28 protein-coding genes are annotated in these 25,026 nt (G+C 62.0%); 10 read left to right on the top strand and 18 right to left on the bottom strand.

Features of this window, described 5'->3' with window-relative positions; all coding sequences use genetic code 11:
- Positions 1-5: 5 nt before the first annotated feature.
- The 7 genes from QF015_RS03335 to QF015_RS03305 form a co-directional block, all read right to left on the bottom strand.
- Positions 6-1,283: an aspartate aminotransferase family protein gene (locus QF015_RS03335; RefSeq protein ID WP_429386987.1), complete on the bottom strand. Its 1,278-nt coding sequence runs from the start codon at positions 1,281-1,283 to the stop codon at positions 6-8.
- 97 nt (positions 1,284-1,380) lie between these two features.
- Positions 1,381-2,097 carry a haloacid dehalogenase type II gene (locus tag QF015_RS03330; protein ID WP_429386986.1) on the bottom strand — a complete coding sequence of 239 codons (717 nt, stop codon included), beginning with the start codon at positions 2,095-2,097 and terminating at the stop codon, positions 1,381-1,383.
- Between the two features lie 118 nt (positions 2,098-2,215).
- The gene (locus tag QF015_RS03325) at positions 2,216-3,517 is read right to left on the bottom strand and encodes an MFS transporter (protein WP_429386983.1); all 1,302 of its coding nucleotides are present in this window, start codon (positions 3,515-3,517) and stop codon (positions 2,216-2,218) included.
- Between the two features lie 31 nt (positions 3,518-3,548).
- Entirely contained in the window at positions 3,549-4,778 is a 1,230-nt protein-coding gene (locus QF015_RS03320; RefSeq protein WP_429386980.1) for an amidohydrolase family protein, read from the bottom strand.
- A 135-nt stretch (positions 4,779-4,913) separates the two neighbouring features.
- Positions 4,914-5,348 carry a putative quinol monooxygenase gene (locus QF015_RS03315; RefSeq protein WP_429386979.1) on the bottom strand — a complete coding sequence of 145 codons (435 nt, stop codon included), beginning with the start codon at positions 5,346-5,348 and terminating at the stop codon, positions 4,914-4,916.
- Positions 5,349-5,370: 22 nt separating this feature from the next.
- Positions 5,371-6,528 (bottom strand): PucR family transcriptional regulator, encoded by a 1,158-nt coding sequence (locus QF015_RS03310; protein ID WP_429386977.1) that lies wholly within the window; start codon positions 6,526-6,528, stop codon positions 5,371-5,373.
- Between the two features lie 25 nt (positions 6,529-6,553).
- Positions 6,554-7,243: a GntR family transcriptional regulator gene (locus tag QF015_RS03305; protein WP_429386975.1), complete on the bottom strand. Its 690-nt coding sequence runs from the start codon at positions 7,241-7,243 to the stop codon at positions 6,554-6,556.
- Positions 7,244-7,436: 193 nt separating this feature from the next.
- On the opposite strand from QF015_RS03305, the gene QF015_RS03300 reads away from it, so the two are divergent.
- Positions 7,437-8,903: an amino acid permease gene (locus tag QF015_RS03300; RefSeq protein WP_429386974.1), complete on the top strand. Its 1,467-nt coding sequence runs from the start codon at positions 7,437-7,439 to the stop codon at positions 8,901-8,903.
- A 103-nt stretch (positions 8,904-9,006) separates the two neighbouring features.
- Here the strand turns inward: QF015_RS03300 and QF015_RS03295 are convergent, their stop codons facing one another.
- Positions 9,007-9,144 (bottom strand): hypothetical protein, encoded by a 138-nt coding sequence (locus QF015_RS03295; protein ID WP_429386972.1) that lies wholly within the window; start codon positions 9,142-9,144, stop codon positions 9,007-9,009.
- Between QF015_RS03295 and pdxS the strand changes: the two genes are divergently transcribed.
- The 7 genes from pdxS to QF015_RS03260 all read left to right on the top strand — a co-directional run bounded on the left by pdxS (position 9,143) and on the right by QF015_RS03260 (position 13,127).
- On the top strand, positions 9,143-10,039 hold the full coding sequence (gene pdxS / locus QF015_RS03290) for a pyridoxal 5'-phosphate synthase lyase subunit PdxS (protein ID WP_429386969.1): 897 nt from the start codon (positions 9,143-9,145) through the stop codon (positions 10,037-10,039). The genes QF015_RS03295 and pdxS overlap by 2 nt on opposite strands.
- A 5-nt stretch (positions 10,040-10,044) precedes the next feature.
- Entirely contained in the window at positions 10,045-10,395 is a 351-nt protein-coding gene (locus tag QF015_RS03285; protein WP_429386967.1) for a hypothetical protein, read from the top strand.
- Positions 10,392-11,000 carry a TetR/AcrR family transcriptional regulator gene (locus tag QF015_RS03280; RefSeq protein ID WP_429386965.1) on the top strand — a complete coding sequence of 203 codons (609 nt, stop codon included), beginning with the start codon at positions 10,392-10,394 and terminating at the stop codon, positions 10,998-11,000. The genes QF015_RS03285 and QF015_RS03280 overlap by 4 nt, the downstream gene beginning before the upstream one ends.
- A complete protein-coding gene (locus QF015_RS03275) occupies positions 10,997-11,968 on the top strand; it encodes a DMT family transporter (protein WP_429386962.1) in 972 nt (323 codons plus the stop codon). Before QF015_RS03280 ends, QF015_RS03275 begins: the two co-directional genes overlap by 4 nt.
- A complete protein-coding gene (locus QF015_RS03270; RefSeq protein ID WP_429386960.1) occupies positions 11,965-12,462 on the top strand; it encodes an SDR family oxidoreductase in 498 nt (165 codons plus the stop codon). The genes QF015_RS03275 and QF015_RS03270 overlap by 4 nt, the downstream gene beginning before the upstream one ends.
- On the top strand, positions 12,420-12,731 hold the full coding sequence (locus QF015_RS03265) for an SDR family NAD(P)-dependent oxidoreductase (RefSeq protein WP_429386957.1): 312 nt from the start codon (positions 12,420-12,422) through the stop codon (positions 12,729-12,731). Before QF015_RS03270 ends, QF015_RS03265 begins: the two co-directional genes overlap by 43 nt.
- A 63-nt stretch (positions 12,732-12,794) precedes the next feature.
- Positions 12,795-13,127: a tRNA-binding protein gene (locus QF015_RS03260; RefSeq protein ID WP_429386954.1), complete on the top strand. Its 333-nt coding sequence runs from the start codon at positions 12,795-12,797 to the stop codon at positions 13,125-13,127.
- 151 nt (positions 13,128-13,278) lie between these two features.
- On the opposite strand, the gene QF015_RS03255 is transcribed toward QF015_RS03260, so the two are convergent.
- From QF015_RS03255 to QF015_RS03235, 5 genes are all read right to left on the bottom strand, one after another.
- Positions 13,279-13,494, bottom strand: a complete 216-nt coding sequence (locus QF015_RS03255) for a hypothetical protein (RefSeq protein ID WP_429386952.1) — start codon at positions 13,492-13,494, stop codon at positions 13,279-13,281.
- 28 nt (positions 13,495-13,522) lie between these two features.
- Complete coding sequence (locus QF015_RS03250) at positions 13,523-14,368, bottom strand: amino acid ABC transporter ATP-binding protein (protein ID WP_429386949.1); 846 nt, start codon at positions 14,366-14,368, stop codon at positions 13,523-13,525.
- Positions 14,361-15,014, bottom strand: a complete 654-nt coding sequence (locus tag QF015_RS03245; RefSeq protein ID WP_429386947.1) for an amino acid ABC transporter permease — start codon at positions 15,012-15,014, stop codon at positions 14,361-14,363. The genes QF015_RS03250 and QF015_RS03245 overlap by 8 nt, the downstream gene beginning before the upstream one ends.
- 62 nt (positions 15,015-15,076) lie before the next feature.
- Positions 15,077-15,880, bottom strand: coding sequence for a transporter substrate-binding domain-containing protein (locus QF015_RS03240; protein ID WP_429386945.1), 804 nt, complete (start codon positions 15,878-15,880; stop codon positions 15,077-15,079).
- A 292-nt stretch (positions 15,881-16,172) separates the two neighbouring features.
- The gene (locus QF015_RS03235; RefSeq protein ID WP_429386943.1) at positions 16,173-16,826 is read right to left on the bottom strand and encodes a GntR family transcriptional regulator; all 654 of its coding nucleotides are present in this window, start codon (positions 16,824-16,826) and stop codon (positions 16,173-16,175) included.
- A 113-nt stretch (positions 16,827-16,939) separates the two neighbouring features.
- Here QF015_RS03235 and QF015_RS03230 point away from each other — a divergent pair, with 113 nt between their 5' ends.
- Positions 16,940-17,581 carry a GntR family transcriptional regulator gene (locus QF015_RS03230; protein WP_429386940.1) on the top strand — a complete coding sequence of 214 codons (642 nt, stop codon included), beginning with the start codon at positions 16,940-16,942 and terminating at the stop codon, positions 17,579-17,581.
- Positions 17,582-18,754: 1,173 nt separating this feature from the next.
- Entirely contained in the window at positions 18,755-19,543 is a 789-nt protein-coding gene (locus QF015_RS03225) for a hypothetical protein (RefSeq protein WP_429386939.1), read from the top strand.
- 521 nt (positions 19,544-20,064) lie between these two features.
- Here the strand turns inward: QF015_RS03225 and QF015_RS03220 are convergent.
- The 5 genes from QF015_RS03220 to QF015_RS03200 form a co-directional block, all read right to left on the bottom strand.
- Positions 20,065-20,382, bottom strand: coding sequence for a hypothetical protein (locus QF015_RS03220; RefSeq protein WP_429386937.1), 318 nt, complete (start codon positions 20,380-20,382; stop codon positions 20,065-20,067).
- A 390-nt stretch (positions 20,383-20,772) separates the two neighbouring features.
- On the bottom strand, positions 20,773-21,603 hold the full coding sequence (locus QF015_RS03215; RefSeq protein ID WP_429386935.1) for an SDR family NAD(P)-dependent oxidoreductase: 831 nt from the start codon (positions 21,601-21,603) through the stop codon (positions 20,773-20,775).
- Positions 21,604-22,049: 446 nt separating this feature from the next.
- Positions 22,050-22,322, bottom strand: a complete 273-nt coding sequence (locus QF015_RS03210; protein ID WP_429386933.1) for a hypothetical protein — start codon at positions 22,320-22,322, stop codon at positions 22,050-22,052.
- 93 nt (positions 22,323-22,415) lie between these two features.
- Positions 22,416-23,378: an alpha/beta hydrolase gene (locus tag QF015_RS03205; protein WP_429386931.1), complete on the bottom strand. Its 963-nt coding sequence runs from the start codon at positions 23,376-23,378 to the stop codon at positions 22,416-22,418.
- A gap of 186 nt (positions 23,379-23,564) precedes the next feature.
- Positions 23,565-24,551 carry a hypothetical protein gene (locus QF015_RS03200; RefSeq protein ID WP_429386929.1) on the bottom strand — a complete coding sequence of 329 codons (987 nt, stop codon included), beginning with the start codon at positions 24,549-24,551 and terminating at the stop codon, positions 23,565-23,567.
- Between the last annotated feature and the right edge of the window lie 475 nt (positions 24,552-25,026).

Here is a 25,026-nt window from a genome sequence, read left to right as displayed (position 1 = left end):
CGTGCCTAGACTCCGGCGGTTGCCGGTACAGCGCCGACGACGGCTCCGACTGCTGCTTCGAAGCGCTGGAGTCCGGCTTCGATTTCGCTTTCGGTGACGATGAGGGCTGGGATGAGGCGGACCACGTTTCCTTCTGGTCCGCAGGTCAGGGTCAGCAGGTCCTGGTCGGTGGTGGCCTGCTGCACGGCGGCGGCCGTTGCCGCGTCCGGGGTGCCCTCGGGGGTGGTGAATTCGATGCCCTGCATCAGGCCCAGGCCGCGGACGTTGCCGATCACGGGGAACCGGGACTGGATGGCTTTCAGGCCAGCCTGTAGCTGCAGGCCACGGACGCGGGAGTTCTCCACGAGGCCTTCTTCTTCGACGACACCGAGGGTTGCCACGCCGGCGGCGGCGGAAACGGCGTTGCCGCCGTAGGTTCCACCCTGGGAACCGGGCCAGGCCTTGGACATGGTCCCAGTGGAGGCGGCGATCGCGGAGATCGGGAAGCCGGAGGCGATGCCCTTGGCGGTGATGATGATGTCCGGTGTCGCGGTGGAGTACTGGTGGCCCCAGAACTTACCGGTACGGCCTACACCTGCCTGGACCTCGTCGAAGATCAGCTTGATGCCATGCAGGTCGGCGCGTTCGCGCAAACCTTCCATGAACGCCGGAGGGGTAGGCAAGTAGCCGCCGTCACCCAGTGCCGGTTCGATCAGGAATGCTGCGGTGTCGTTGGGGGCAGTGCGGGTCTTGAGCAAGTAGTCCAGTTCCTGGAGGGCGAACTCGACGGCGGTTGCTTCGTCCCAGCCGTAGCGGTACGCGTACGGGAAGGCCGACATGTGCACACCGGCCATCAGCGGGGAGTATCCGGCGGAGAACTTGGTACCGGCGGTGGTCAGGGAGGCGGCGGCTACGGTGCGTCCGTGGAAGCCGCCCTGGAAGACGACGATGTTGGGTCGTCCGGTGGCCATGCGGGCCAGGCGGATGGCAGCTTCGACGGCTTCGGAGCCGGAGTTTGCGTAGAAGACGGAGTCCAGGCCGATGGGCAGAACGTCGCCGAGTTTCTCGGTCAGTTCCAGCAGGGGCTTGTGCATCACGGTGGTGTACTGGGCGTGGATGATCTTGCCGACCTGCTCGCGGGCGGCGGCGACGACCTTCGGGTGGCAGTGGCCGGTGCTGGTGACGCCGATGCCGGTGGTGAAGTCCAGGTATTCGCGGCCGTCGGTGCCGTAGATCCAGGAGCCGAGCGCGTGGTCCACCACGACGGGGGTGGCTTGCTTGAGGATGGGGCTAAGGGAAGTCATCGGATTTACCAATCGTTGGATAGTGGTGCGGCCAGCACTCCGGGTACCGCCGCAAGGGGTTCTCGAGGTGCTGGCCGCGGATCGGGTAAGCCGGAGCTTAGTTTGAGGCGACCGTCTGCGGGACAGCTGCGTCAGCGAATTCGGCCATGGAGGTGAACGTCCAGTCAGGCTGGACCTCCGCGCCGGGGTCGGGGGTTGCGCCCCAGCCCGGACGGTTGTGGCGGCGGTTGATCCAGACGCCCTTCAGACCGGCTGCGCGGCCAGGAACGTGATCGTGGAACAAGCTCTGAGCCACGTGGAGAACTTTCAGGCCCTCAGCGTCGACGTACGCGTTCAGTGCACCGAAGTTCTTCTGGTTCGGCTTGTAGCTGCCAACTTCTTCTGCGGTGATGATGCGGTCGAATTCGACACCGAGGCGGGCGTTGCTGCCTTCGAAGCTCTTCTTGTCGATGTTGGAGAGGATGATCAGCTTGAATCGGGTCTTGAGCTTGCGCAGTGCCTCGACCGAGTCGTCGAATGCGGGCCATTCCGGAACGGAGGATCCCAGCTTCTCAGCGTCAGCATCGGAGACCGGGATGCCGAGCTTCTTGCCGGTGGCCCGGAACGCTTCGGCCAGGACCTGCGGGTACAGGGTGGTCGGGTGTTCCTTTTCGATGCGGGCTTCTTCGTCCGCGTAAGCGAGCAGAAGGTCTTCGTCGGTCAGTTCGGGACGTGCGGCGCGGCCCCACGGTCCGAGAACGGCGGCGATGCCGGCTTCCCAGTCAATCAGTGTGCCGTAGCAGTCGAAGCTAAGGGCGTCGAATTCTTCGAACATGTTCTTTCCCTTTGGTTTGTCGTTGATGGCCCCGGATGGGGCGTTGGCCGGTTCTTACCGTTGGTGGGGAAGAGTCCCGCCGGGTCAGGATGTGGTGCTGACCACCTGACCACCTGCACTAATCATGATCGTCTGCAAGATGATTGTCAACAATCCTACGAAAAAATATTTGGTGGTCCGTAAGGATGTCCTTGTTCCGCGTTTCGGGCAGCGCCCAGACCGCGATCAGGGCTAGGGTGGCGCCGACAGCTCCGACGATCATGATGGAGTTGCCCAGGCCGAGCGTGGCCGTGAACAGGCCGATGGAGAGCGGACCGAAGGCGGCGACGCCGCGACCGACGTTGTAGGCGAAGCCTTGGCCTGTGGCGCGCATCTCCGTTGGGAACAGTTCGGACAAGTATGCACCCAGTCCACCGGCTTGGCCGGAGGCGAAGAATCCGAGCAGGAAGCAGATCGGCAGGGCGATCGCCGGCTGGGCAGCGGGGGTCAGGATGAACAGGACGATGGAAGCGATGGAGGCCAGGAAGAAGAAGGCGAAGGTGGGGCGGCGGCCGAACTTGTCATGGATGTGGCCGGAGACTACGTAGCCCAGGAAGGACCCGGCGATGACAACCCAGGTGTAACCTGCGGTGCCGACAACGCTCATGCCGCGTTCTGTCTTAAGGAAGGAGGGGAGGAAGACGAAGACGGAGTAGTAGATGCCTTGAACGCCCATGCCAAGCAGTGTCGCTAGGAGCGTGGTGCGGATTTGGGACCGGCTGAAGAGCATGGTGAGTGGGAGCTTGGCACCCTTGACCTTCTTGGTGACCGGAACCTTGTCCTTGACGGTGCGGCGGATCCAGAAGGCAACGATGGCGGGGATCACGCCGATGAAGAACAGGTAGCGCCAGCCGACGGCGGGATCGGCGATGGAGAAAACCCACAGGTAGATGGCGGTGGACAGTGCCCAGCCGACGGCGTAGCAGCTGTGGATGGCGGAGAGGATGCGGCCGCGCTTGTGGGCGGGGGCGTATTCGGAGACCAGCGCGGCGCCCACGGCCCATTCGGCGCCGAAGGCGAGGCCTTCAAGGACGCGCCAGATGGCGAACTGGGTGACGTCCTGGGACGTGGCGGTCAGGCCGGTGAAGAGACAGTATCCGAGGATGACCCAGGTCAGTGTGCGGACGCGGCCGAACCTGTCGGCCAGGACGCCGCCGAGGGCGCCGCCGACTGCGGAGGCGACGATGCTGATGGCGGTGATCCAGCCTGCTGTGGAGGAGGTGAATCCGAGGACGGGTCCTACGGCGGTGAGAGCGAAACCGTAGATGGTCCAGGTCAGGCCGTCCAGGCCCCAACCGATGCCGGCGGCTACATAGGCCTTCTTAGCTTGGCTTTGTTCGTTCGCATCTGGTGGCGAGACGACGGTGCTTTGGCTTTGCATGTCAGTGCTCCTTGTTGTTGGGGGAGTGATCTTAGGCGTTGCGGCGGTCGCGGAGGATGCGGCCTTCGCTGAGGACGAGCTGGAAGGTGCTCTTGTCCTGCAGGGCGGTGATGTCGGCCAGGGGGTCGCGGGAGAGGACCACGAGGTCGGCGAGTTTGCCTTCGGTGATGGTGCCGAGGTCCTGATCCATGCCGATTAGTTCGGCGTTGGTGCGGGTGCTTGCCTCGAGGGCGCCCAGTGCCCCGAGGACCCGGGCCTTGAGTTCGAGTTCGTAGGTCTTGTAGCCCTGGTGGGGTCCGAGGACGTCTGAACCGGAGGCGATTTTGACGCCCCGGTCTTTGAGGATTTCGAGTGCCTCGTAGGCGGTCCCGAGAACCTTCTTGACCATCGTGACCTGGTCTTCGGGCATGCCGCCGGCCAGTCCGTCACGAAGCAGCAGCTCGTAGGTGGCGACCGTCGGAACGGCAAAGGTACCCGATTCGCGCATCGCGTCGGCCGCTTCTTCGTCTACACCGTTGCCGTGTTCGATACTGCGGATGCCCGCTGCAACGCAGGCAAGGATGGACTGCGGGGTGTAGGCGTGGGCCATGACGTATTTTTCCTGAGCCCGTGCCTCGTAGACGATGGCCCGCATTTCCTCGTCGGTGAACTGGGTGTGGTCCACGCTGTCGGTCGGGGAGGTGCAGCCACCGCTGGCCATGATCTTGATCTGGTCCGCTCCGCGGCGCAGGACTTCACGGGCTGCCCGGCGGCAGGCGTCCGGGCCGTCGGCGACCATGCCCGGGTGGTAGATCCCGTCGGCCTGGCGGTAGTCGTCTTCTTCGCGGGTGCGGAAGTCGCTGTGCCCGCCGGTCTGGCTGAGCGGGGCGATGGCCAGGTGCATCCTGGGCCCTTCGGCGCTGCCTTCCAGGACAGCCTGCTTGAAGCCGTAGTCGGTGAAGCCTGCGTCGCGGATGGTGGTGATGCCGTAGTCCAGGCAATCGCTCAGCGCCCGGAAGCCGCGGGCGGCGTTCACCGCCGTCGGCAGGAGGTGGACCTTGTTCAGGTAGTCACCGGCGGAAATGTGGGTGTGGGCATCGATTAGGCCCGGCGTCACGGTCATGCCGGTGCAGTCGATGACGTTGGCGTCGGTGCTCTGGATGGCGGTGCGGGAGATACGGGAGATCCGGGAACCATCAACGCGGATGAAGGCATTTTCGATGGGGTCGGTTCCATCGGCGGTGATGACTGTGGCATTGGCCAGGATAAGTGAAGTTGACATTGTCGGTCGCTTTCAGGCTTTTTGTCGGATTGTTGACTAAAGCCTATGACCGGGGTCACTTCTGGACTATGGACGGGAGGTCAGTGTTCTTCGCCGCTGATTCAACTGCCGTTCAAGTCCTGTTTGAAGGCCGGTCTATTGCCGGTACTGCTGGTCGGAAGGATTTTCCTCTACTGAAGTGTCGATGTCGGGGCGCTGGCCGGTCCTGTCCTCGCAGCGGATCCGGATGCTGATCGGCCGGTCGCCGAACAGCACTGAAAAGTCGGTGGCTGTGGCAGCGTCGGTTTCCTTGGTCCAGCCGGAAATGGAGTCCCCGCCGTCCAGGAGGGGCATTATTTCGGCGATGAGGGATTTGCGTTCCGGCGCGGTCAGCCAGCTTTGGTACGCCTCCTGCGAAGGCCACACGGAAACGACGGCAACGGTATTGGCGTTCTCCGCGGGGTGGGCCAGTTCGCCGACCTGCAGCCCATAGGGCACGGCGGCGCCGATGACGTCGTTGTCGCGGTAGTACGAGACGAGCGCCTCGAGTGAGCCCGGGGCAGGGCGGAGGAGCAGGTATGTGCGGAGCATGTTCTTCTTTCGGGTTTCAGGTTTACTCAGCGTGATGCCATTTCGGTGCTCTCAGGAGTTTGAGAGCTTCCAAGGAAAGCTGGATGGTCAGGCGGTCTTTGCCTGACTCGAGATCCAAGCCGGTGGCATCCTCGAATTTGCGGAGCCGGTAATACAGCGTGCCTCGGTGGATGTGGAGGCTGTCGGCAACCAGGTCGGGTTTGCGGCCGTGGTCCAGGTAATGGTCGACGGTTTCCAGGAGTTCACTGTCGCGACCAAGGGACGCGATAGGGCCAGGAACCGTGTCGGCGAGGACGTCGGGGTCCTGGAGGGAAAGGATCTTAATCGGGGTCAGTTCGGACCACCGCGTGGTGCCGCGGCCGGTTGCCGTGGCCGTCCGCAGAGCCCCCAGGGCCTGTTGGTAGGAGCGAGGCAAATGCCGTGGGTCCTCGACCGGGTTGCCTGCGCCCACCACGAGCGTAGGACAGCAGGGGGCGAGATCTGCAAGGATCGCCGGGTCGACATCCGCGTCGCCAGCCAGAAGGAACGCGTGATGGTCCTCGAATTTGCACTCGACGCGGAGCGCCCCCGGATTTCGTGCCCTCCCGGGACGAGCGGCTGCAGACTTGGTCTCATGGGGCCCAGCACCGGACGTCGACTCGACGGATGTACCGACGGCGATGACCCACTCCTGGATGCGGGTGCCCAGCTGGTCCCACAGTTCCTTTACGGCCACGGTCTGGTCGGCACCAAGGCTCGTTAGGGCACGGCGCAGTCGATCCCTCGCCAGACGCGCTGACTCTTCGGAGTCCAGCATGATGCGGCCGATGTCCGAAGCCTGCCCGGCCACCGATTCGAGTGTTGCGGGCTCGCACGTGGCGTCCGGATCGAGGATGGACAGGTACCCGAGAATTAGTCCGCCGGAGTGAACCGGAACAACCCACCGGGACATCGCCTCCTTGTCGGGAATTCCGGGAACGAAGGTCGGATCCAGGGAACTTCCGACTCCCGCTTTCCGGAACCAGCGCACCACCCATTCTTCGGTGCCGCGGCTCAGCAGCGACTTGGACCGCACGGCATCGATGATGAGCCCGGAATGCGGGCTGAAAACGATGGAATCCAGGTCCGGAGTTGTCAGGGAGACGGGAAGGCCCACTTGGCGGGCGATTTCGTTGACCCGTCGTTGCAGGTCATCAAACAAAGTGCATCACAGGCCGATCCTTGTCTTAGGCCGTCTGCAAAGTCGCTGCTGAAGGCTTCTCGGTCAAGAGCCGGGCGAGGGCATCGTCTTTGTGGGCGTCCAGCAGCTTCATGAGTAGTTCTGTCTTGCCGTCTTTCAGCGCCTCGGCGATGTGGCGGTGTTCAGCCACGCGGACCGATTCGTCCGGGTAGCGGCCTTCGAGCCGGTTCAGGCACATGCGGGTTTCGGTCAGGAGTGTTCCATGCATGCGGGACAGGCGGGGGCTCGCCGCCATGGCGACGAGGCGTTCGTGGAAGGCAACATCGGCTTCGGACATTGCTTTTGAGTTGCTTTTCGCCCGGGCCGCTTCCATGTCGTCGACTTTGGCGAGGAGCTCAAGGCCGGCACCTGAGTGGTCTCCTGCAACGAGCAGCCCTGCTGCGGCTTTCTCGACTGCCGTGCGTGCCTCATAGATGTCACGGATGTCCGCCTCGCCAAATTCCGCGACGAAGACACCCCTGTTGCGGATGCTGACCAGCAGGCCTTCCTGTGTCAGCCGCTGGATGGCTTCGCGGATGGGACCGCGGCTGACACCAAGCGCGCCGGCGATGTCCATTTCGACCAGCTGGGCACCCGGGGCCATGGAGCCTTTGCTGATAAGGCTGCGGAGCTGCGCGGCAATGAGCGCCGGGGTGGACTCCTGGCTGATGGGCTGGAAGCCCTCGGTGGGTTTCATGTGTTCCTCACGTATCGAATGATCGGATGATTGTCAACAATCATACTTCTTTCGACCGATACAGGCTAGAGGCAATTCACCTATTGTTGACAATCCTACGTTTTGTGGATCAGACTCTTGTTACCCACGTCACCGTCAGCTCTGGTGCCCACAGAAGTGCCCAAGAGCGGCTACCCACTACTACAGGAGCTACATGTCCAGTCCTGCGCGCTATTCCGTGCTCAGCCGCAAACCCATCGACGAAGTCAGAGAGGATGACGGACACGGCTCCGGACTCAAGAAGTCCCTGGGTCTTTGGCAGCTCACCGCCATCGGCGTTGGTGGCATCATCGGCGTCGGCATCTTCACCCTCGCCGGTGTTGTGGCCCGCGGTGATGCCGTCAACCCTGCAGTGGGCCCGGCCGTTGTCATATCTTTCCTGATCGCAGGACTTGCCAGCGCCGCCGCCGCACTGTCTTACGCCGAATTCGCCGGCATGATTCCGCGCGCCGGATCCGCATACACCTACGGTTACGTCGCACTGGGCGAAATCGTCGGCTGGTTCATCGGCTGGGACCTCCTGCTTGAATACACCGCGATCGTCTCCGTCGTCGCGATCGGAATCTCGGGGTACTTCTCGGCCTTCCTGGGCGGCATCGGCATCGAACTGCCAGCAGCCCTCGCCTACGCCCATACCCCCGAAACACCCGACGGGATCATCAACCTCCCCGCGATCCTGACCTGTCTGCTGGTTACCTGGATCCTTAGCCGCGGCTCCAAGAGCTTCGGGCGCTTTGAGCTGGTCGCAGTCGGCCTGAAGATCCTGGTGGTTCTGGCCATCATCGGCATCGGCGTCTTCCACATCCACACCGAAAACTTCGTCCCCTTCATGCCCAATGGCTTCGAACCGGCCATGGCCGGGGCAGCCACCGTGTTCTTCGCCGTCTTCGGCTATGACGCCATGAGCACCGCCGCCGAAGAAGCAGTCGATGGCAAGAAGCACATGCCTAAGGCCATCCTGCTCTCCCTGGCCATCGCCATGGCACTGTATGTTCTGGCGACGTTGGTGCTGACCGGCATGCAGAAGTACACCGAAATCAACCCGCAAAGCGCCTTCGCTTCAGCGTTTGACTCGGTCGGCATGCCCACCATCGCCACCATCATTTCCGCCTTCGCTGTTGTCTCGATCCTCACCGTCATGCTCACGTTCATGCTCGGCGTCACCCGCGTCTGGTTCTCCATGAGCCGCGACGGCCTGCTCCCGGCTTGGTTCGCCAAGACCGACCGCAAGCGCGGTGTACCGCTGCGCGTGACCTGGATCGCCGGCATCGCCTCGGCTTTGCTCGCCGGTGTGTTCCCCATCCGCCTGGTCGCCGACCTGACCAACATCGGCATCCTCGCCGCATTCGTCGTCGTATGTGCCGCCGTCATCGTCCTGCGCAAGACCCGCCCAGACACACCCCGGACCTTCCGTATTCCCTTCATGCCCGTCGTCCCGATCTTCGGACTCCTCGCCTCCGGCTTCCTGATGCTTCAGCTCCACTGGGACACCTGGGTCCGCTTTGGCGGGTGGCTCATCATCGGCCTTATCGTCTACTGGTTCTACGGACGCAAGAACTCCATGCTCAACCCCAACAGCCCCCGCCGGCTGGCCCTCCGCGAACGGCAAGAAGTTGGCTGAGAACCTGCAGGAACTCAGGCCGCGCGGCGGAGCGCGCATGATGCGGCGCGAAGACAGGGTCGCCGGTACTGGCAGCCACTGTCCCACTTCCGGAATCTGGGAATCAAACCAGGACCCGGCGGAGCGCATCACGCTTCAACGCGGTGACCTGATGCCGCCACTGAACGGTGCTGCCGTTCAGTGGCGGTTCCTGCCCCAGCCCACCGCCTTCCACTCCCAACGCAGAAGAAGGTACCCCCATGACTGAAACCGCACCAACCACCGGCTCCAATCCCGTTAAGCGGGGCATGGCTGAGATGCTCAAGGGCGGCGTCATCATGGACGTCGTTAACGTCGAGCAGGCCCGCATCGCCGAGGAGGCCGGCGCCGTTGCCGTCATGGCCCTCGAGCGCGTCCCGGCCGACATCCGCGCCCAGGGTGGCGTGTCCCGCATGTCCGATCCGGACATGATCGATCAGATCATCGCCGCTGTGTCCATCCCGGTGATGGCCAAGGCCCGCATCGGCCACTTCGTCGAAGCCCAGGTCCTGCAGTCCCTCGGTGTTGACTACATCGACGAGTCCGAGGTCCTGACCCCGGCCGACTACGTCAACCACATCGACAAGTGGAACTTCACCGTCCCCTTCGTCTGTGGCGCCACCAACCTTGGCGAGGCGCTGCGCCGCATCAACGAGGGCGCAGCCATGATCCGCTCCAAGGGCGAAGCCGGCACCGGCGATGTTTCCAACGCCACCGGCCACATGCGCAAGATCCGTGCCGAGATCGCCAAGCTCGCCGCCCTCCCCGAGGACGAGCTCTACGTCGCGGCCAAGGAACTGCAGGCCCCATACGAACTGGTCAAGGAAATTGCCGCGACCGGCAAGCTCCCGGTAGTGCTGTTCACTGCCGGTGGCATCGCCACCCCGGCTGATGCGGCGATGATGATGCAGCTCGGCGCCGACGGTGTGTTCGTTGGCTCCGGTATCTTCAAGTCCGGCAACCCCGCAGAGCGCGCGGCCGCCGTCGTAAACGCTACTGCCTACTACGACGATCCTGACGTGATCGCAAAAGTCTCCCGCGGCCTGGGCGAAGCCATGGTCGGCATCAACGTCGACGACATCCCGCAGCCCCACCGCCTCGCAGAACGCGGCTGGTAAGTCTCGTGACCGACATCAAGTCGACCGATATGTCGGTCGTCGAGAACCGCAGGTGCTGCTCATTTGACGCGGCACCCGTGCTGCCTGCGGTCATGGAAACACCTTCTGAGGCGCCGATGCGCTTGCATGACTGGGTCTTCCTGAATGCCGGGGATCGCGTCGTCGTGCAGCTGTCCGACGGGCGGGTCTTCGCGGGACTTATCGATGCGGTCGCCCACGATGCTTCGGTCTTCTGGCTCTGGATGGACGACGGCGGTGGCCGCACCGCCGTGCACGAGGAGGAGGGCTGCAAGGTCTGGAAGACGGCGAACTGGATAGGGATAACAGCTTGTGACTTCAGAATTGAGGACCGATGACCAAGGTGGCTGCCGGCAACACCGGCCAGAAGGAACTGAAACGTCCTGCCCGGGAGAAGCTGCTCGCGTCGGCATCCAAGCTGTTCTACGCCGACGGCTTGGCCTCCACAGGCATCGACGCCGTTACAGCTGATGCCGGGGTGGCCAAAATGAGCCTCTGCAACAACTTCGCTTCCAAGTCCGAGCTGGTCACGGCCTACCTGAACGCGCGCCACCAGGAGTGGCTTGGTCTGTACCACCGCAGACTCGACCAAGCCGCCGAGCCGGCGGACCGTCTTCTTGCCGTCTTCGACGCGTACAGCGACCACGCCCACTTCGAATACGAGCGTGGTTTCCGAGGCTGCGGGCTGCTGAACGCCGCAGCCGAGCTCCCGGTCGGGGATCCAGGCCGGGACATCGTAAAGCTGCATAAGGAAGAAGTCGAACGCCTCCTCGCAGAGCATCTGCAGGAGATCGCCCCCAGACGGACCGCCCCCAACGCGTCAACAGCCAAGCAGCTGTCCTTCCTCCTTGAAGGAGCCATGGCCCGTGCAGGTCTGGAGGGTAACGACACCTGCCTGACCGAAGCCCGCGGGATGGCCCGTCAGTTGGTATTGGCACTGTGACGGCCAACAACTCGACCCGATGGGGCGCCCCGGCTGTCATCACCACGGCAACGCTCTGGGGAACAACGGGGGTGGCCTCAGTCCTCATCCCGCAGGTAAACCCCATCGCTGTAGGCGCCGCGAGTGTCGGCATCGGCGGACTGATTCTGGGGTTGATCTCTCTCAAAGCCGTCCTGAAATCCTTCAAAACACCTGGAGCCACCCGTTACATCGTGCTCGGCACCCTTGGCCTGATGCTGTACATGCCCCTGTTCTACGTCTCCGTATCCCTGACCGGGGCAGCCCTGGGAACCATTATTTCGATCGGCTCCGGCCCGCTCTTCGCCGGCATCCTGGAATGGATCGTTGACGAGAAGCGTGTCACCGCCGTGTGGACGGTGGCGATGCTCGTCACGGTGGCCGGGGCCGGACTTCTATTGGCCGCCCGCGAAGACCACGGCTCCGGAGACGCCGCCGGCCTCATTCCCGGTGTTGTGGCCGGACTCGTCGCAGGAGTGACGTACGCACTCTACGCCTTCGCCACCGGCAGGTTGATCCAACCCTGCGGGATGCGACCAGACGGCATGGCGCACCGTACCGTCGTCGCGGCCATTCAAGGCACCGCCGCCCTGCCTATGCTCGGGCTGCTGGCTTTCACCGGCGAGGGTGCCTTCGGCGAAACTGCCTGGCCCATCCTGGTTTATCTGGCGGTCATTCCCACAGCATTGGGCCACACCCTGTTCGCCTTCGGTCTGGGTCGCATGAAAGCGTCCACAGCGACCCTTTACACCGTCCTCGAACCCGTAGTCGCCACCATCTTGGCCGTCCTGATCCTCCGGGAAACGTTCCGGCCCGAAGGGTGGATCGGATTTCCGCTGGTGATCGCAGGTCTGGTCCTGGTCAACGTCAGTCCAAAGCGCCGTCAAAAGACCGAGGCTGCACGGGAAGCAACACCCATAGAACCAGCGACGACAGGACCGGTCGGATGACAACGACAGCGCAGACAAGCAGCCCCCGGGCAGCTATAGTCACGGGCGCCACCTCCGGAATAGGCGAAGCAACAACCCGGGCCCTCCACGCAGAGGGTTACAGAGTATTGCTGACGGGTCGGTCCCAAAGCAGGGGCGAAGCGCTTGCACGGGAGCTTGGATCCGGTGCTCACTTCTACCCGGAGGACCTCACGGAATCCGATGCTGCTACCCGCGTGGCCGAAGCGGCCTTGGCCTTCGCCGGCAGACTCGATGTCCTGGTCAACAATGCCGGCATCGACCACACTGGCGACATCCTCACCGCGCCGATGGAGGAGATCCGTGCGGTGTTCGAAACGAACACGTTTGGAACCATGGCGATGCTTCAGGCAGCTGGCAAGGTCATGAAAATCCTCGGGGAGGATCCATTGTCAACGTCACCTCGCGACTGGCCTCCATCGGCGTCCCGACGATGTCCGTGTACGCAGCATCCAAAGGCGCCGTCCTGGCTTTGACGAGATCCGCGGCGGTCGAACTCGCCCCACACAACATCCGGGTAAACGCCGTTGCGCCGGGCATGACCCGAACAGCCTTGTTCGACGAGTGGGTAGCCGCGCAACCCGACCCCGAAGCGGCCGCACGCAGCGTGGCCTCCGGTATACCGCTGGGCCGCGTTGCCGAACCAGAGGACGTCGCCAACGCTGTCCTCTTCCTTGCCTCCGATCGAGCGGCATATCTCACCGGAGCCTCCATAGCCGTCGATGGTGGCTACACCGCGGCCTAAGGCAACCACCGAAGCCCCGACGGCGGGACTGCCCGCCGTCTATGACTAAACAGGAGAAGAATCGTGATTGAATTTCCCGACTTTCAAAAAGTCGAGATCCGCGTGGGCGAAATCGTCAAGGCCGAAGAGTTCCCTGAAGCTCGCAAGCCCGCGTACAAGCTCTGGATCGACCTCGGCCCGGAAATCGGGGTCAAGCGCTCCAGCGCCCAGTTGCCGGCCAACTACCGGCTGGAGGACCTGACCGGAACCCGAGTGATGTGCGTCGTCAACCTCCCGCCACGCCGCATCGGCCCCGTCATGTCCGAAGTGCTCACCCTCGGCGTGCCCGACGCCGACGGTGAATGCGTTCTCGTCGTGCCGGACAAAGCCGTGCCCACCGGCGGTCAGCTCTACTAGACGCCCGCATTCCGGCACCGGCGGGCATAAAGGGAAAACTGTCCCCGCAGATACTGGGTCATCTCAATGTCTGCGGGGACAGTTTTGTTCGCGGGGGCGGCCGCGGCGGGAGGCCGGACCGCTTTGGTGGCGCTCCGGTACGCGCCGGGCCTCAGCGGTCCCAGGATTCGACGGTCGTGCCGGACGGTATGTCGTGTCTGACCGACGCTGTGTACTGGCCGACGCCCGAGCGGGCGATCTGGATCCCGGAAGATTCGGCCATGGCGGCGGGCATCAGCTGCGCCACGGCGGCGTCGAGGATTGAGTCGAGGTCCTGCCGGGTTTCCACGGTGACTTCGAGGGAACGTAGCAGCGGCGAGTTGTCCATGTCAGGTCCTTCCTGGGGAGCGGGATCGTTAGAGGGCCGGGTTGGGAAGCACGCCCGAGCGGCTGAGCAGCGCCTTGGTTTTGGAGTGCTTTGGATGGGTGAAGATCACTTCGGGCGGTCCTTGCTCGACAATGACGCCTTCGTCCATCACGACAATGCGGTCGGCGATGTCGCGGGCGAACTGCATTTCGTGGGTGACGATCACCATGGTCGTACCCTGCTCCGCGATTTTCCTGATGACGTTGAGGACTTCCCCGACCAGTTCGGGATCCAACGCGGATGTCGGCTCATCGAAGAGCATCACGCTCGGTTCCATGGCCAGAGCCCGGGCGATCGCGACCCGCTGCTTCTGCCCGCCGGAGAGCCTGCTGGGAAAGTTGTCTGCCCGGTCAGCAAGACCGACCAGTTGAAGCTGGGGGAGGGCGACCTCCCGGGCCTGCTTGGCCGACATCCCCTTCACGTCGCGCAGAGGTGCCATGACGTTTCCGAGGGCGGTCTTGTTCAGGAATAAGTTGAAGTGTTGGAACACCATGCCGACGTCAGTGCGTTTCTTGGCGGTAATGGACGGCTTTTCGCTGACGAGTTTTCCGCCGCGTTCTTCATAGCCGATCATGTGCCCGTTGACGTGGATGCGGCCGCCCTCGATCGTCTCGAGCTTGTTGATGCAACGGAGCAGAGTGCTTTTTCCGGACCCGCTGGAACCCAGGATCACGACGGTTTCACCGCGCACGATGTCCAGATCGACGCCTTTGAGGACTTCGAGCCGCATTTCGGCGGGGCGCCTGGACGTCAACTTCTGCCAGAGGCTTGCTTTGGAACCCATGACGTAGGTTTTATGCACGTCTTGAATGCTGATGACTGTCGATTCAGGCATTGGCGCGAACCTTCCTTTCGAGTAGGATCACGGCCCGGGAAAGGGGGAGGCTGATGATCAGGTACATAAGAGCTGCTGCCGTGTAGATCTCGGTTGTTTGGAACGTCTGGCTGTTGACCATGTTTGCGGTCTTCAAGATCTCCGAGACCGCGATCACGGACGTCAGGGCGGTGTCCTTGACCAAGGAGATGAAGTAATTGCCGATAGGCGCCATGGAGACAACGAAGGACTGGGGGATGACGACTTTCCACAGCGTGCTGGTGGGCGTGTAACCGAGCGATAGGGCCGCTTCGGTCTGGCCGCGTTCGACCGAAAGTATGGCCGAGCGGAACACCTCGGAAAGGTAGGCCGCGTAGTTCAGGCCGAGGCCCAGAATACCGGCGGGGACAGGTTCGATCGCTATGCCGATGCTGGGCAGGACGAAGAAGATGTAGACGAGCTGCACGAGCAGCGGGGTGCCCCTCATGACTTCAACGAACGCGGTGGCGACGGTCTTGAGGAGGTTTGAGTTGGAGAGCCGGGCGAGGGCGATCAGCAGCCCGAGGACCAGAGCCAAGGCCATTGCGCCGAAGGCCAGTTGCAGGACGACCGGAACGGCCGAAAGCAGCTGCGGAAACACGGAGATCGTGCGGGTTATGAAATCCATTGGATATTCCAGATCTGTTCGGGGTGTGGTGGCCGGCATCATTGCCGGCCACCACGGTTGGTCTACTTGGCTGCGTTCGCTTCGCCGAGACCGTACTTTTTGAGGATCTCGAGGTACTGCGGGGTCTTCTTCAGCTCAGAGAGCCCGGCGTTGAGGTCTGCCAGCAACTGGGTGTCCTCTTTACGGACACCGGCGCCGATGTTGCCTTGGAAATGAGGCTCGTAGGGAGTGACAAGCTTGATCTTCGAGTTCGGCTTCTGAACCAGGCTGTAGCCGATGACTGCGGCGTCAGTGAAGGCGGCGTCGACCTGGCCGTTTTCGACGGCAGTGATAAGAGCTGCCTGCGTGTCGACGAACTTCACGTCGCTGCCGCCCAGGGTCTTGACCCATTCTCCGTAGACGGTGCCGGTTTGAGCGCCGATGACCTTGTCTTTGACGTCTTCCTTGGAGGCCAGGGTGGAGCCCGCAGGGACGATCATTCCCTCCGGCTGCATGTACAGGGTGTCGGTGAAGTTGACTTGCTCTTTGCGCTTGTCAGTGATGAACATGCCGTCGACGATGATGTCTGCCTTCTTGGCGTTGAGGGCGGGGATCAACGTCGCGAAGTCGGTAACGAAGGTCTTGATTTCCCAGCCTTTGGACTCAGCAACAGCACGAAGCATTTCGCCGTCAAGTCCCGCGAGTTTGCTGGTGGCAGGGTCCGTGAACGCAAAGGGTGCCTCCTCTCCGATACCGATGGTGATTGTCTTTTTGCCTCCGGCCGGAGCAGCCGTGGAGGCACCCGAGCAGGATGACAGCGCCAGCGCTGCAGCAATCGCGGCCGCTGACAGGACAGTACGGCGGGTCGCTTGGGTGGTGGGTTTCATGATTACCTTCCGGTTGTGTTGATCGAACGGTGAGAAGAAGAGATATGAAAGGGCAGCACGGCATAGCCGGACGGCCTCATGGGCAGCTCATTGAAAGGGGGTGCGCGTGGGCGGACGACGGGATCTCAGATTCAGGGGAGATGCCAAAGTCTTTGATGTGGACAACTGGCCCAGTTTTTGGGCGCGCAGTGCTAGGGCAGGTGGTGTCCATCAATGGGGTGTGGAGGATCTCCGCATGGGATTGGACATCTGCCGTGGGAGACCTGGAGGTGATGTGCCCTTGCGGCGTTGGTTAGATCGTGGGGGCGCCTCCGCCGATGCGCTGGCCGAGGAAGGTCTCAGCGTCTTCCAGATGGACGGTCCATAGGCGTAGGGCTAAATCCGCATCCCGCGCATCGAGAGCATTGAGAAGTTCCAGGTGTTCGTCCCTGAGAGTCGAAATCCGGGGGTAGTGGGCCCGGAGCAACGCCATCAGAAGGCGAATCTCCGTTGAAATGGTTTGGAACAGACTGCTGAGGCGGGGTGAGTCTGCAGCTGCCACCACTGCCGAGTGGAAGGCCATGTCTGCCTGCGCTGCTGACTCCCAGTCCCGGTCATCTTTCACGTCGGCAAACTTGTTGAGTGAGGCAGCGACCCCGGCAGTGCTCCCACCCCTGCAAACGCTGGCGACGGCCTCGAACTCGATGAGCCTCCGCACGCGGAAAATGTCCGTGACATCATCCCCGGAAAACTGACGGACCCGGGCACTCCTTCCGCTTTCGCGGACCAGGAACCCGTCGGCTATCAATGCCTGTACGGCCACTCTCGCCGTTGGCCGGGCGACCCCAAGCTGCTGAGCGACGTGGGTGTCCCGAACTTCCGCGCCGGCGGGGTAGTCGCCGGCTAAAAGGCTGCGTTCCAGACGGGAGCGGACTGCGTCTGCAACGGTTACTGTGTCGATGGTCACACCAGAACTGTATAACAGCTATACCGAAACTACTATAGATTGTCGGAAAGTAGATTGTCTACATTCTGCAATGAGTGTTATTCTGTGGATCATGCCGAGAGAAAGCTGATGGAATGAAGGATCAAGCAGGTCTGACCGCCATGACGCCGCAGTCAACGTCGATCAAAATCGCCGAGCAATTACGCGAGAAAATCGTCGAAGGATTCTTCGTTCCTGGTCAGCAGATCAACGAAACCCATGTCTCAAGCCAACTTAACCTCTCCCGCGGGCCTCTTCGTGAGGCGCTGCAGCGGCTGAGCCAGGAAGGTCTGCTGGTCAGCAAGCCCAATCGGGGCGTTTTCGTCGTGGAACTGACCAGCGAGGACGTCGATGAGATCTACGGTGTTCGGGAAATTCTGGAGTTGGGCGCCGCTGAACTCATGACCTCTCGGCCAGCAGCGAGGCGGAGGCAGGTGGCCGACAAGCTGCTGGCCATCGCGGCCAAACTTTCAGCTGCCGCTGAGGTCGATGACTGGAACCGAGTTCAGAAATTGGACCTGGCCTTCCACACGGCCCTCGTTTCGGCACCCGGAAACTCGCGGCTTCTGCGTGCTTACACAACGCTGGCTACCGAATCTCTGATCTGCATGACGAATCTCAAGCAGGCCTACCCAACGCCGAGCAGCGTGAGTCATCACGCGCTCATGCCTGAGCTAATCGCTACCGGAACCATGGCGGAGATCCGGCCGGCATTCCACCGCCACCTGTCTCTATAGAGGATCGGTTAACGCGCTCTACAACAGGCGACGCGGCAGGGTTCTCAAGGTAGAGCCTGTGCGTCGTCCTAGTTGTTAAGGCCAGTATCGGGACGGGCGGGCAGATGCACTCTGGCCGCCCGTAAAGAAGCAGGTCCAGGAAGCCCGCCGTGGGCGGGTATGGAGCGGCGCTGGCTGTTCAAGAACGTCCAGGGTATGGCTGAGCGTCCCAGGCCCCGAGGGCCGCCCTATAGACGCAAAAGAAGTGTGGACATTGTCCACACTTTCCATCTCGGATTGGCCCGTACGGGCCCCGGACTTGCCAGGATTCCTTATGTTTCCGCCACTTCCCAGTGTTTGCAGGGCCTGGAATCCCGTTCGAGTCCCACCTCGGGCACGGCATACCCCCTCGTCAGAGGGGGTTTTTGCTTTAACGTGTGTGAATGTGGACACGAGGCTCTGATGTGTGGTGCCGGCTGATGCCTGGCCGCCGGTTGGCCTGTTCAGTTATTGGGAACGGGTTCAGGGTCGCGGCTGGTCGGCCCTCCGCTTGCTTTGTACTCGGACTATGCGTTCCTCTCTTTGTACGTCCGGTAGGTTGGGGTTGTCCTACGCCTCTTCATTGGTAGGGGTGCTGAGCACAACATGACTTTCGGAATCGTTCGTCGGAAAGCTTGATGTCGGCTCGTAGTGGGTGAGGACACTTAGTTGGCTGCGGCTGTGTCAGGCCAAACGACGTGTGGATATTGTCCACACCTGACCCGTCTCATGAACGACTGATCACAGCCATTGCCTGCCCTTATTGGACCTGCATCTACCCATCGCGTGTAAGAGCCCGAGCGACATGACGCCTTTTCGCAAGCGCGACAACTGCAGGGCCACGGCGACGTTAGAGTTCGTCTGTGCTTGCGTACTCCGAGTGACGCCGCAGGGCCTGCAACAGGCCCGCTTCTTCGAGCATCACTCACCTCCCGTGACAAAAACCGATTGTAGGACTACGGTCCTTGCGCCACAACGGGCGTCGGAAGCAACAGTGTGCTGTCACGGGGATGACATTCGGCACAGTTCCGTCCAAGTCTTCATTGTCACGGGTTTTCTACCGGAGGAGACTTGATGCGACGGCGTCCAATGTGCCGCCCGCGGGGCCAGCAGGCTGCGGGGCCTCACAGCACCTTGTAGCGCTCTGGTGGATCAATGACTTCTGTGACACCCCTCGAAAAGCCCGCTCAGCGGTCGCGCCATCTCTTGCCCTTGGTGACGATCGCACTGATTGGGTGTCTCGGCGGGTGCGAGTATGAGTCGGACGACGCCTCCCTCCCGTCTCCCAGTTCTCCGGTTTCGGAGGCTCCCACGGTCTCACCGCTGCCGGAGAGCCGCGGCACTCGCACGGTGCCACCGCTGCCGGAGAGCGGTGATATCGACGCCGGCACATATCTAGTCCCCGTCACCGGCTACAAGGAGCCTTTCGAGATCACCGTCCCAGGCGGCTGGTCTGCTCTCGACGGCAATAGCCTGGGCAAGGATGACCCGGATCACCCGGCTGAATGGGCCGTCTACCTGACTCTTGGGCCCGCGTTCTATGTGTCGCAGGACGCATGCAACTGGAGAGGAGCCCTTGCCGATGTCGGTCCTGCGGCCGAGGCCTTCATTAGGGCAATGGCGGCGCAGTCGTCAACGGCAAGCACTCCTCCCGTCAAGGTCATGGTGGGCGACTACTCAGGCTTCGAGTTCGACCACTCCGTCGAGGGCGAAGTGGACACCACAGCCTGCGACACCGGCAAGTTCTGCATCCACTCAGAAATGATGTACCACTGCACGCACTGGTACTCGACTCAGAATGAACACGAGACCTACCGGGTGGTCGACGTGGAGGGCCGGCGGGCTGTCGTCGCGATGGGTTATATCGACGAATCGATCAATCCGGAGCTGATGAGAGAGGCGCGCAATGTCTTCGACTCAATCGTGTTCAAGTCCTTCAAATGACCAGCTGATCCGATGGGCGATCCCGCCCCGCGGTCTCCGGCTCCCTCTCTGAACCCACCGGGATGTCACATAGCCTTAGTTTCTCGAAACGCTGGGTGTACGAAAGTGAGGGACCAGGCCAGAACTTCGTTCTGTGAACACAGCAGAGCGGCAGCGGGCCATAAAGTCAACGCAGTGAGCACTAGGCCTCCTACAGAAACCGCGCCAATTGCCTCACGCTTTTCGGTGCGGGCAGCCCAAACGGGTAAAGCGGCCAGCTTGACCTGCGGAAACGTCGGATTGTTGCTGCACGGGAGTTCTCGCAACTACATCAACTCCCGTAGTTTGAACGCCGATAATGGACTTCCGTAAAGCCAAGGCCGAGGGGGCTCCCCGAAGGCCCTCTGGCGACGATCCTGGCATGCCTTTCAGGACTTAACTGAACACAGCAGCCCATCGTCACCTGACGCGGCTGGGGACTCTGCGCGGACACCGGCGTGGTGGCGAAGCACCAGCCAAATAGCGGTTGAACGGAGCTTCGGTCAATTATGTGCGCCTGCCAGCAGGAATCCTCCAACGACATCCAGCGGACGGTTCGTGCGGACGGGGGGATAGTTGTCCTCGCCAACTTGGTATGTGCGCCTGGCCATGATGCCCACCGGAAAAGTCACTTCATGGTTCTCGATTACGCGAATCCGTCCTTGTCCATCGAGCCATACCCAGATGATGGATGCATCCTCTGAGACATCGCCGATGGTGCCAAGGCAGGGGCTCACGTTTGGCCGCTGGGCCACCACACGGTCCCCTGTGTTAAGGATGTGCCAGTCGTCAGTGCTCAGTGCCGGATACAGGTTCGGCATGAACTCTTCCTTCCGCTGATGCCGGCCGGTGCCGGGGGCGGCAGGAGCTGGGTTTATGGACTTCAATGGAACCGATGATGGTCTGCTCCCAGGAAGGAACAGGTGCCCGGGCTATCACGGTCGGCTGTGACCTATATGAGCGAGTACCTCTGTGTTTGCACGGCCCGGTTTCCTGGATCCGGGCGTTCCGTGTGGCTCCGGAGAACCACCACGGAACGCCCGGGTTGGGCGGACGGGAACAGGTCCAACGCCATCTCTTGGAAGGGAGATCAGTCTGCAGGTGGGGACAGCGCCGGCGACGACCCTTCCGTGACGCCACGACGAAGGTACATAAAAGCTTTCCTTGGACCCCCGGGTTGGCCCACCGGTGCATGGATGCGGTACGGCCGATCAGGCGCGTGCGGCTTCCAAGCCCGAGGTTGCAAGCTCTTGACGCAGCCGGTCGAGTCTTGCCTCGACGGGGGCGTCAGAACCAGGGTTGGGGAAGATATAAAGCCGGTCAACCTCCAGCGCTTTAAGGACGCGAGCTGCCAGTAACTCGGCCGTGATGACGTTGGCATGGGAGTGATCGTCAACGACATTTGAGGGCTCCGGTGGCTCCGGCTGCTCGCCCCCGGGCCGGTTCCGTGCTGCCTGGCCGATTTGCGTGGGGACGAGGCCCGGGCAGATGACGGACGTGCGGACGCCAGGTGCTGTTTGCGCGAGCTCGACAGCGAGTGTTTCCGTCAGTGATACGACCGCGTGCTTGGTGGCATTATAGGCTCCGTTGAACGGGACGACGGCGACACCTGCCATCGATGCAGTGTTGACGATATGACCGGTGCCCTGCTGAACGAAACCCGGCACGAACTCCCGGATCCCGTTGATGACGCCCCATAGATTCACGCCCATGATCCATTCCCAGTCCGTCTGGGTGTGCTCCCACATCGGTTTGAAGGGGAGAACAACGCCTGCGTTGTTGAACACCCAATCAATTCGTCCGTGCCGCTCCAACACCGTCTGCCGAAGGGCCTTCACCGAGTCGGGATCGCTTACGTCGCACACGGCCGTGCTGACGGTATTGGTCGACTCCATGCGTTTCTCTGCCGCTGCCAGTGCCTGCGCCTCGATGTCAGCAAGGACGACCGTGATGCCCCGGGAGTTCAGTGCAGCCCCCAGAGCGAATCCAATTCCTGACGCTCCTCCGGTGACGACCGCCACCTGTCCTTGTTCAATTCTCAAGGGTCCTCCTAGTGTTTTTAGATGTGTGGGCCGATGTGCGTTGCAAGGCAACAAGACGCACCCGACCAGTGATTGTGAGCGTACGTGCGCGTCGTTTCGCGGTTTCCCGTTCAGAAAGCCCCTGGGCGACGCCGCCCCGGAAAATGCGAGCGATGTGAGCACCGCCTATGGCGATTGCCACATTTTGATGGATCCACAGCGGCCCTATAGCTGACTTCAGGACATCCGCGGCGCGTATAACTTGGTTGCCCTTCCGGTCGATGGCTGCGAGGTTTCGCCAGGGGAGAGGGAATCCAGAGCTGCGTGGCCAGTTGGTGGGCTACCGGAGAACCAACCTCATGCTGTCGGGTTGAGTTCTAACGACCCATGATGGAGAGGAAGTAAAGGCATCTGTCGCCCACATTCGTCGGGTTTGGTTGTGGTCAAATCCCCTGAAAGGCTTGAGACTATAGCCCGTCAGGGACCGGGGAAATCGAGCCTGGCCGCCGCTTTTCCGATAGTGAAATCCATTCGTTCAGCGAAGCCTCCCAGCAGGCAATGACGTTGACCGCGAGGCCGCCTGCGCCGATTTCGCCCATGGTTTTGATGGCGTTATCGAGGAAGACGTGGTGGATGCCGTCTCCGCACAGGCTGATGCGGGCGGCGTTGAGGGCTTTGTTACTGGCCAACGCGACGCGTTCAACGCCAGTACCTGATTTCAGGACATTCGCGGCACCCATATTACACTTGCCCTCCCGGTCCGATGGCTTCGAGGTTCCGCCAAAGGAGAGGGAAACCAGAGCTGTGTGGCCTGTCGGCTCCAGCCGTAGCCTCTATCCCAGTATCCGGCGAATCCAATTGTCGCGTGCAGCCATGGTGTCCCTGGAGATCGCCGCCTGTGGAGCATACGCCTCGTACCCGTGGAACCCCCCGGGCCAGACATGGAGCTCGGCCTGGCCCCCCGCTTCCCAGAGAGCGGATGCGAAGGCAATGGCTTCGTCCCGGAACACCTCGGCCGTTCCAACGTCGACGAATGTTTGAGGCAGACCTTGAAGGTCTGTAGCCCGCGCGGGCGCTGCATACATAGACACGTCTTGGGTGCCCTTGCGATCTCCAAGAAGCGCCGTCCATCCGGTGATATTGCTGGCGCGGTCCCAGCCTCCCACGCCGTCCATCTGACGGGTCGATAGAGTTTGGTCGCGATCGTCGAGCATCGGGCACATCAGCAGCTGCGCGAACAGCTTCGGGCCGTTGCGGTCGCGTGCGAGAAGGGCGGTGCCAGCGGCGAGGCCTCCCCCTGCACTTCCCCCAACGATGATGACCCGGTCGTTGTCGATGCCTAGCTCATCAGCGTGCTCGACCATCCACACCAAGCCCGCATAACAGTCTTCTACCGGTACGGGATCTGGAAATTCTGGTGCAAGTCGATACTCGACGGTAACAAGTACTGCGTCGTAGCGATGAAGCCACTCAGTGAAGTAGGAAAGTGAAACGAAGCGGTCCCCCATGACCATGCCGCCACCATGGGTGTGGTAAAAAACGGGCCCTCTGCCGATGCGGCCCTTGGCCTGGATGACGCTGACTGTGATCTCCTCGCCGCCGTATCCTGGGATGACAAGGTCACGGACCTCAAGATTTGCCTGCTCCAAGATCTCAGACACTGTGGGCCCAGGCCAAACGGCCTGCCGCATCGCTGGGATCACCTCGGCGCTGACTGTGGGTAGCTGGTAAACGTCTACGACCGCCGCCAGTTCGGGATCTAGGGGCGGTCGCCTCAGCTTGGTCGTGTCGGTCATGTGAAACTCCTTTGTTTTATCGCCACTGTTCGGCGGATGTCTTATCATCACGCCAGACATCACAAAGAGGAACCGCCAGGGCGGCCGGAAAGTCCACCGGTCGACAGCCGAATGGCGGGTCTACGGCCTGCCGGCCCTGCGCGGGTTCTCTGCGCGATGGGTATGCCCCCGAGTCCGCCGCGGTGCTCACATAGCCGCGGCGTCTCCACGGGCCGTAAGGCGAGCGATCATGCGGGCCGTTTGATACCGCGTCCGACCGCGGGGACTGAGTGGATCAAACCCCAGACGCTGGGATAGTGAAGTGTGACGGGATTGGACGCTGCTGTGGTGCAAACCAAGGGCTGCAGCCGCAGCACGAATGCTCTCGCTCTCCGCGATGACGTCGAGAAGCATCAATGAGCGCTCATCCAGTTGTCCCACAATGATGACGTCCCGATGAGTGCAAAGAGTCATGTCGGGAGCGCTCACAAGTCTGATAATGACGCCGAGGGAATCGGCATCGATAACCGGATGCCGCTCGTTCGTTAAACGCAAAGCGGTACGTGCGTCGATCCAAGCCTGTGGAAGCTTATCGAAGCTGTCAGCAAGCGCGACGCCTGCGGGTCCAACCACGGGAAATGGTCCGCCAAGCGATGCCCTGACCAAGCCCTCAGGCGTTGCCAAAACGGCCGTGGGGCTAGCGCCCGCAGCTCGATCAGTGGGGGTGGCGATCACGCGCACTGGGCCCACCGCCATTCGGAGTTGGTGAGCCGCGGCGATACGTTCACGCGGAGTGGATTCCGCATTCAACAAAATGTCTACCGAACTGCTCCCCGGCGCCCGTCGACTCTCCACGATCGCGAGAGCCAATGCCGCACGGTCGAGAATCATGGCATCGTTGACATGCGGAACCTCCGCATCCCGTTCAATCCATACCCGGATCGCATCTCCCGCCACCGCGGAAGGCCATTCACCTATCTCGGTCACCGTGGCACGCCCACCATCCGCATCAATTCGAACAATCCGATCGCGTATCACAGCTCCCGCCGCCGCGCCACCGATCATCACCATACCGCGCACAATCGATTCAACACCCGCACCACCTGCGACCAGGGCGTCAAAAAACGCAATTACTTTAAGCGATTCGCCCGCATCAGGGTCAAGGGCGGTGATGCGCCCGGCGAATTCTTGCATCAATGCTCCAACACTCGTGTCATGGTCTGTAACTCTCTCTGCCTCGGCGGTCCCGAGAACGCATCCGCCCCAGCTCGCACGGGCTGCACTCACCATACCGGGAGTCACCAACTGTGGCGATGAAGTCCAACGCACAGAAACCGCCCGCACTTCTCGATCCCAGAATGCTTCTGAACCCAGGCAAAGACCTTACGAACGATGATCTGCCCTGACCGTCGCATGAAGTGCCACCGCGAGGACACGTCCGGGATGTCCTCTAATCAAGCATGAGTGGGGCTCTTGGTCCCACACAGCTGTACGTCCGCAAACGCGGCCAACGCGAAGCATGGGGTCACGGCAAATCAAACGCAGGTGAGGATTGCGGTGGCTGGTCTGGGACTGGCTGGAGAGTAAGTGCAGGCCGTTCCATCCTGCGGTCGTGACTCACTAAAAGGTTGGCCCCGTGCCCCGGGCGTCCTATTATCGACATGTCCGT

The sequence above is a fragment of the Paenarthrobacter sp. TE4293 genome (genome assembly GCF_050435325.1).
In the GTDB taxonomy this organism is placed as follows: domain Bacteria; phylum Actinomycetota; class Actinomycetes; order Actinomycetales; family Micrococcaceae; genus Arthrobacter; species Arthrobacter nitroguajacolicus_C.
The sequence above is the reverse complement of the archived record's forward strand: the minus strand, read 5'-3'. Positions and strand labels throughout refer to the sequence as shown.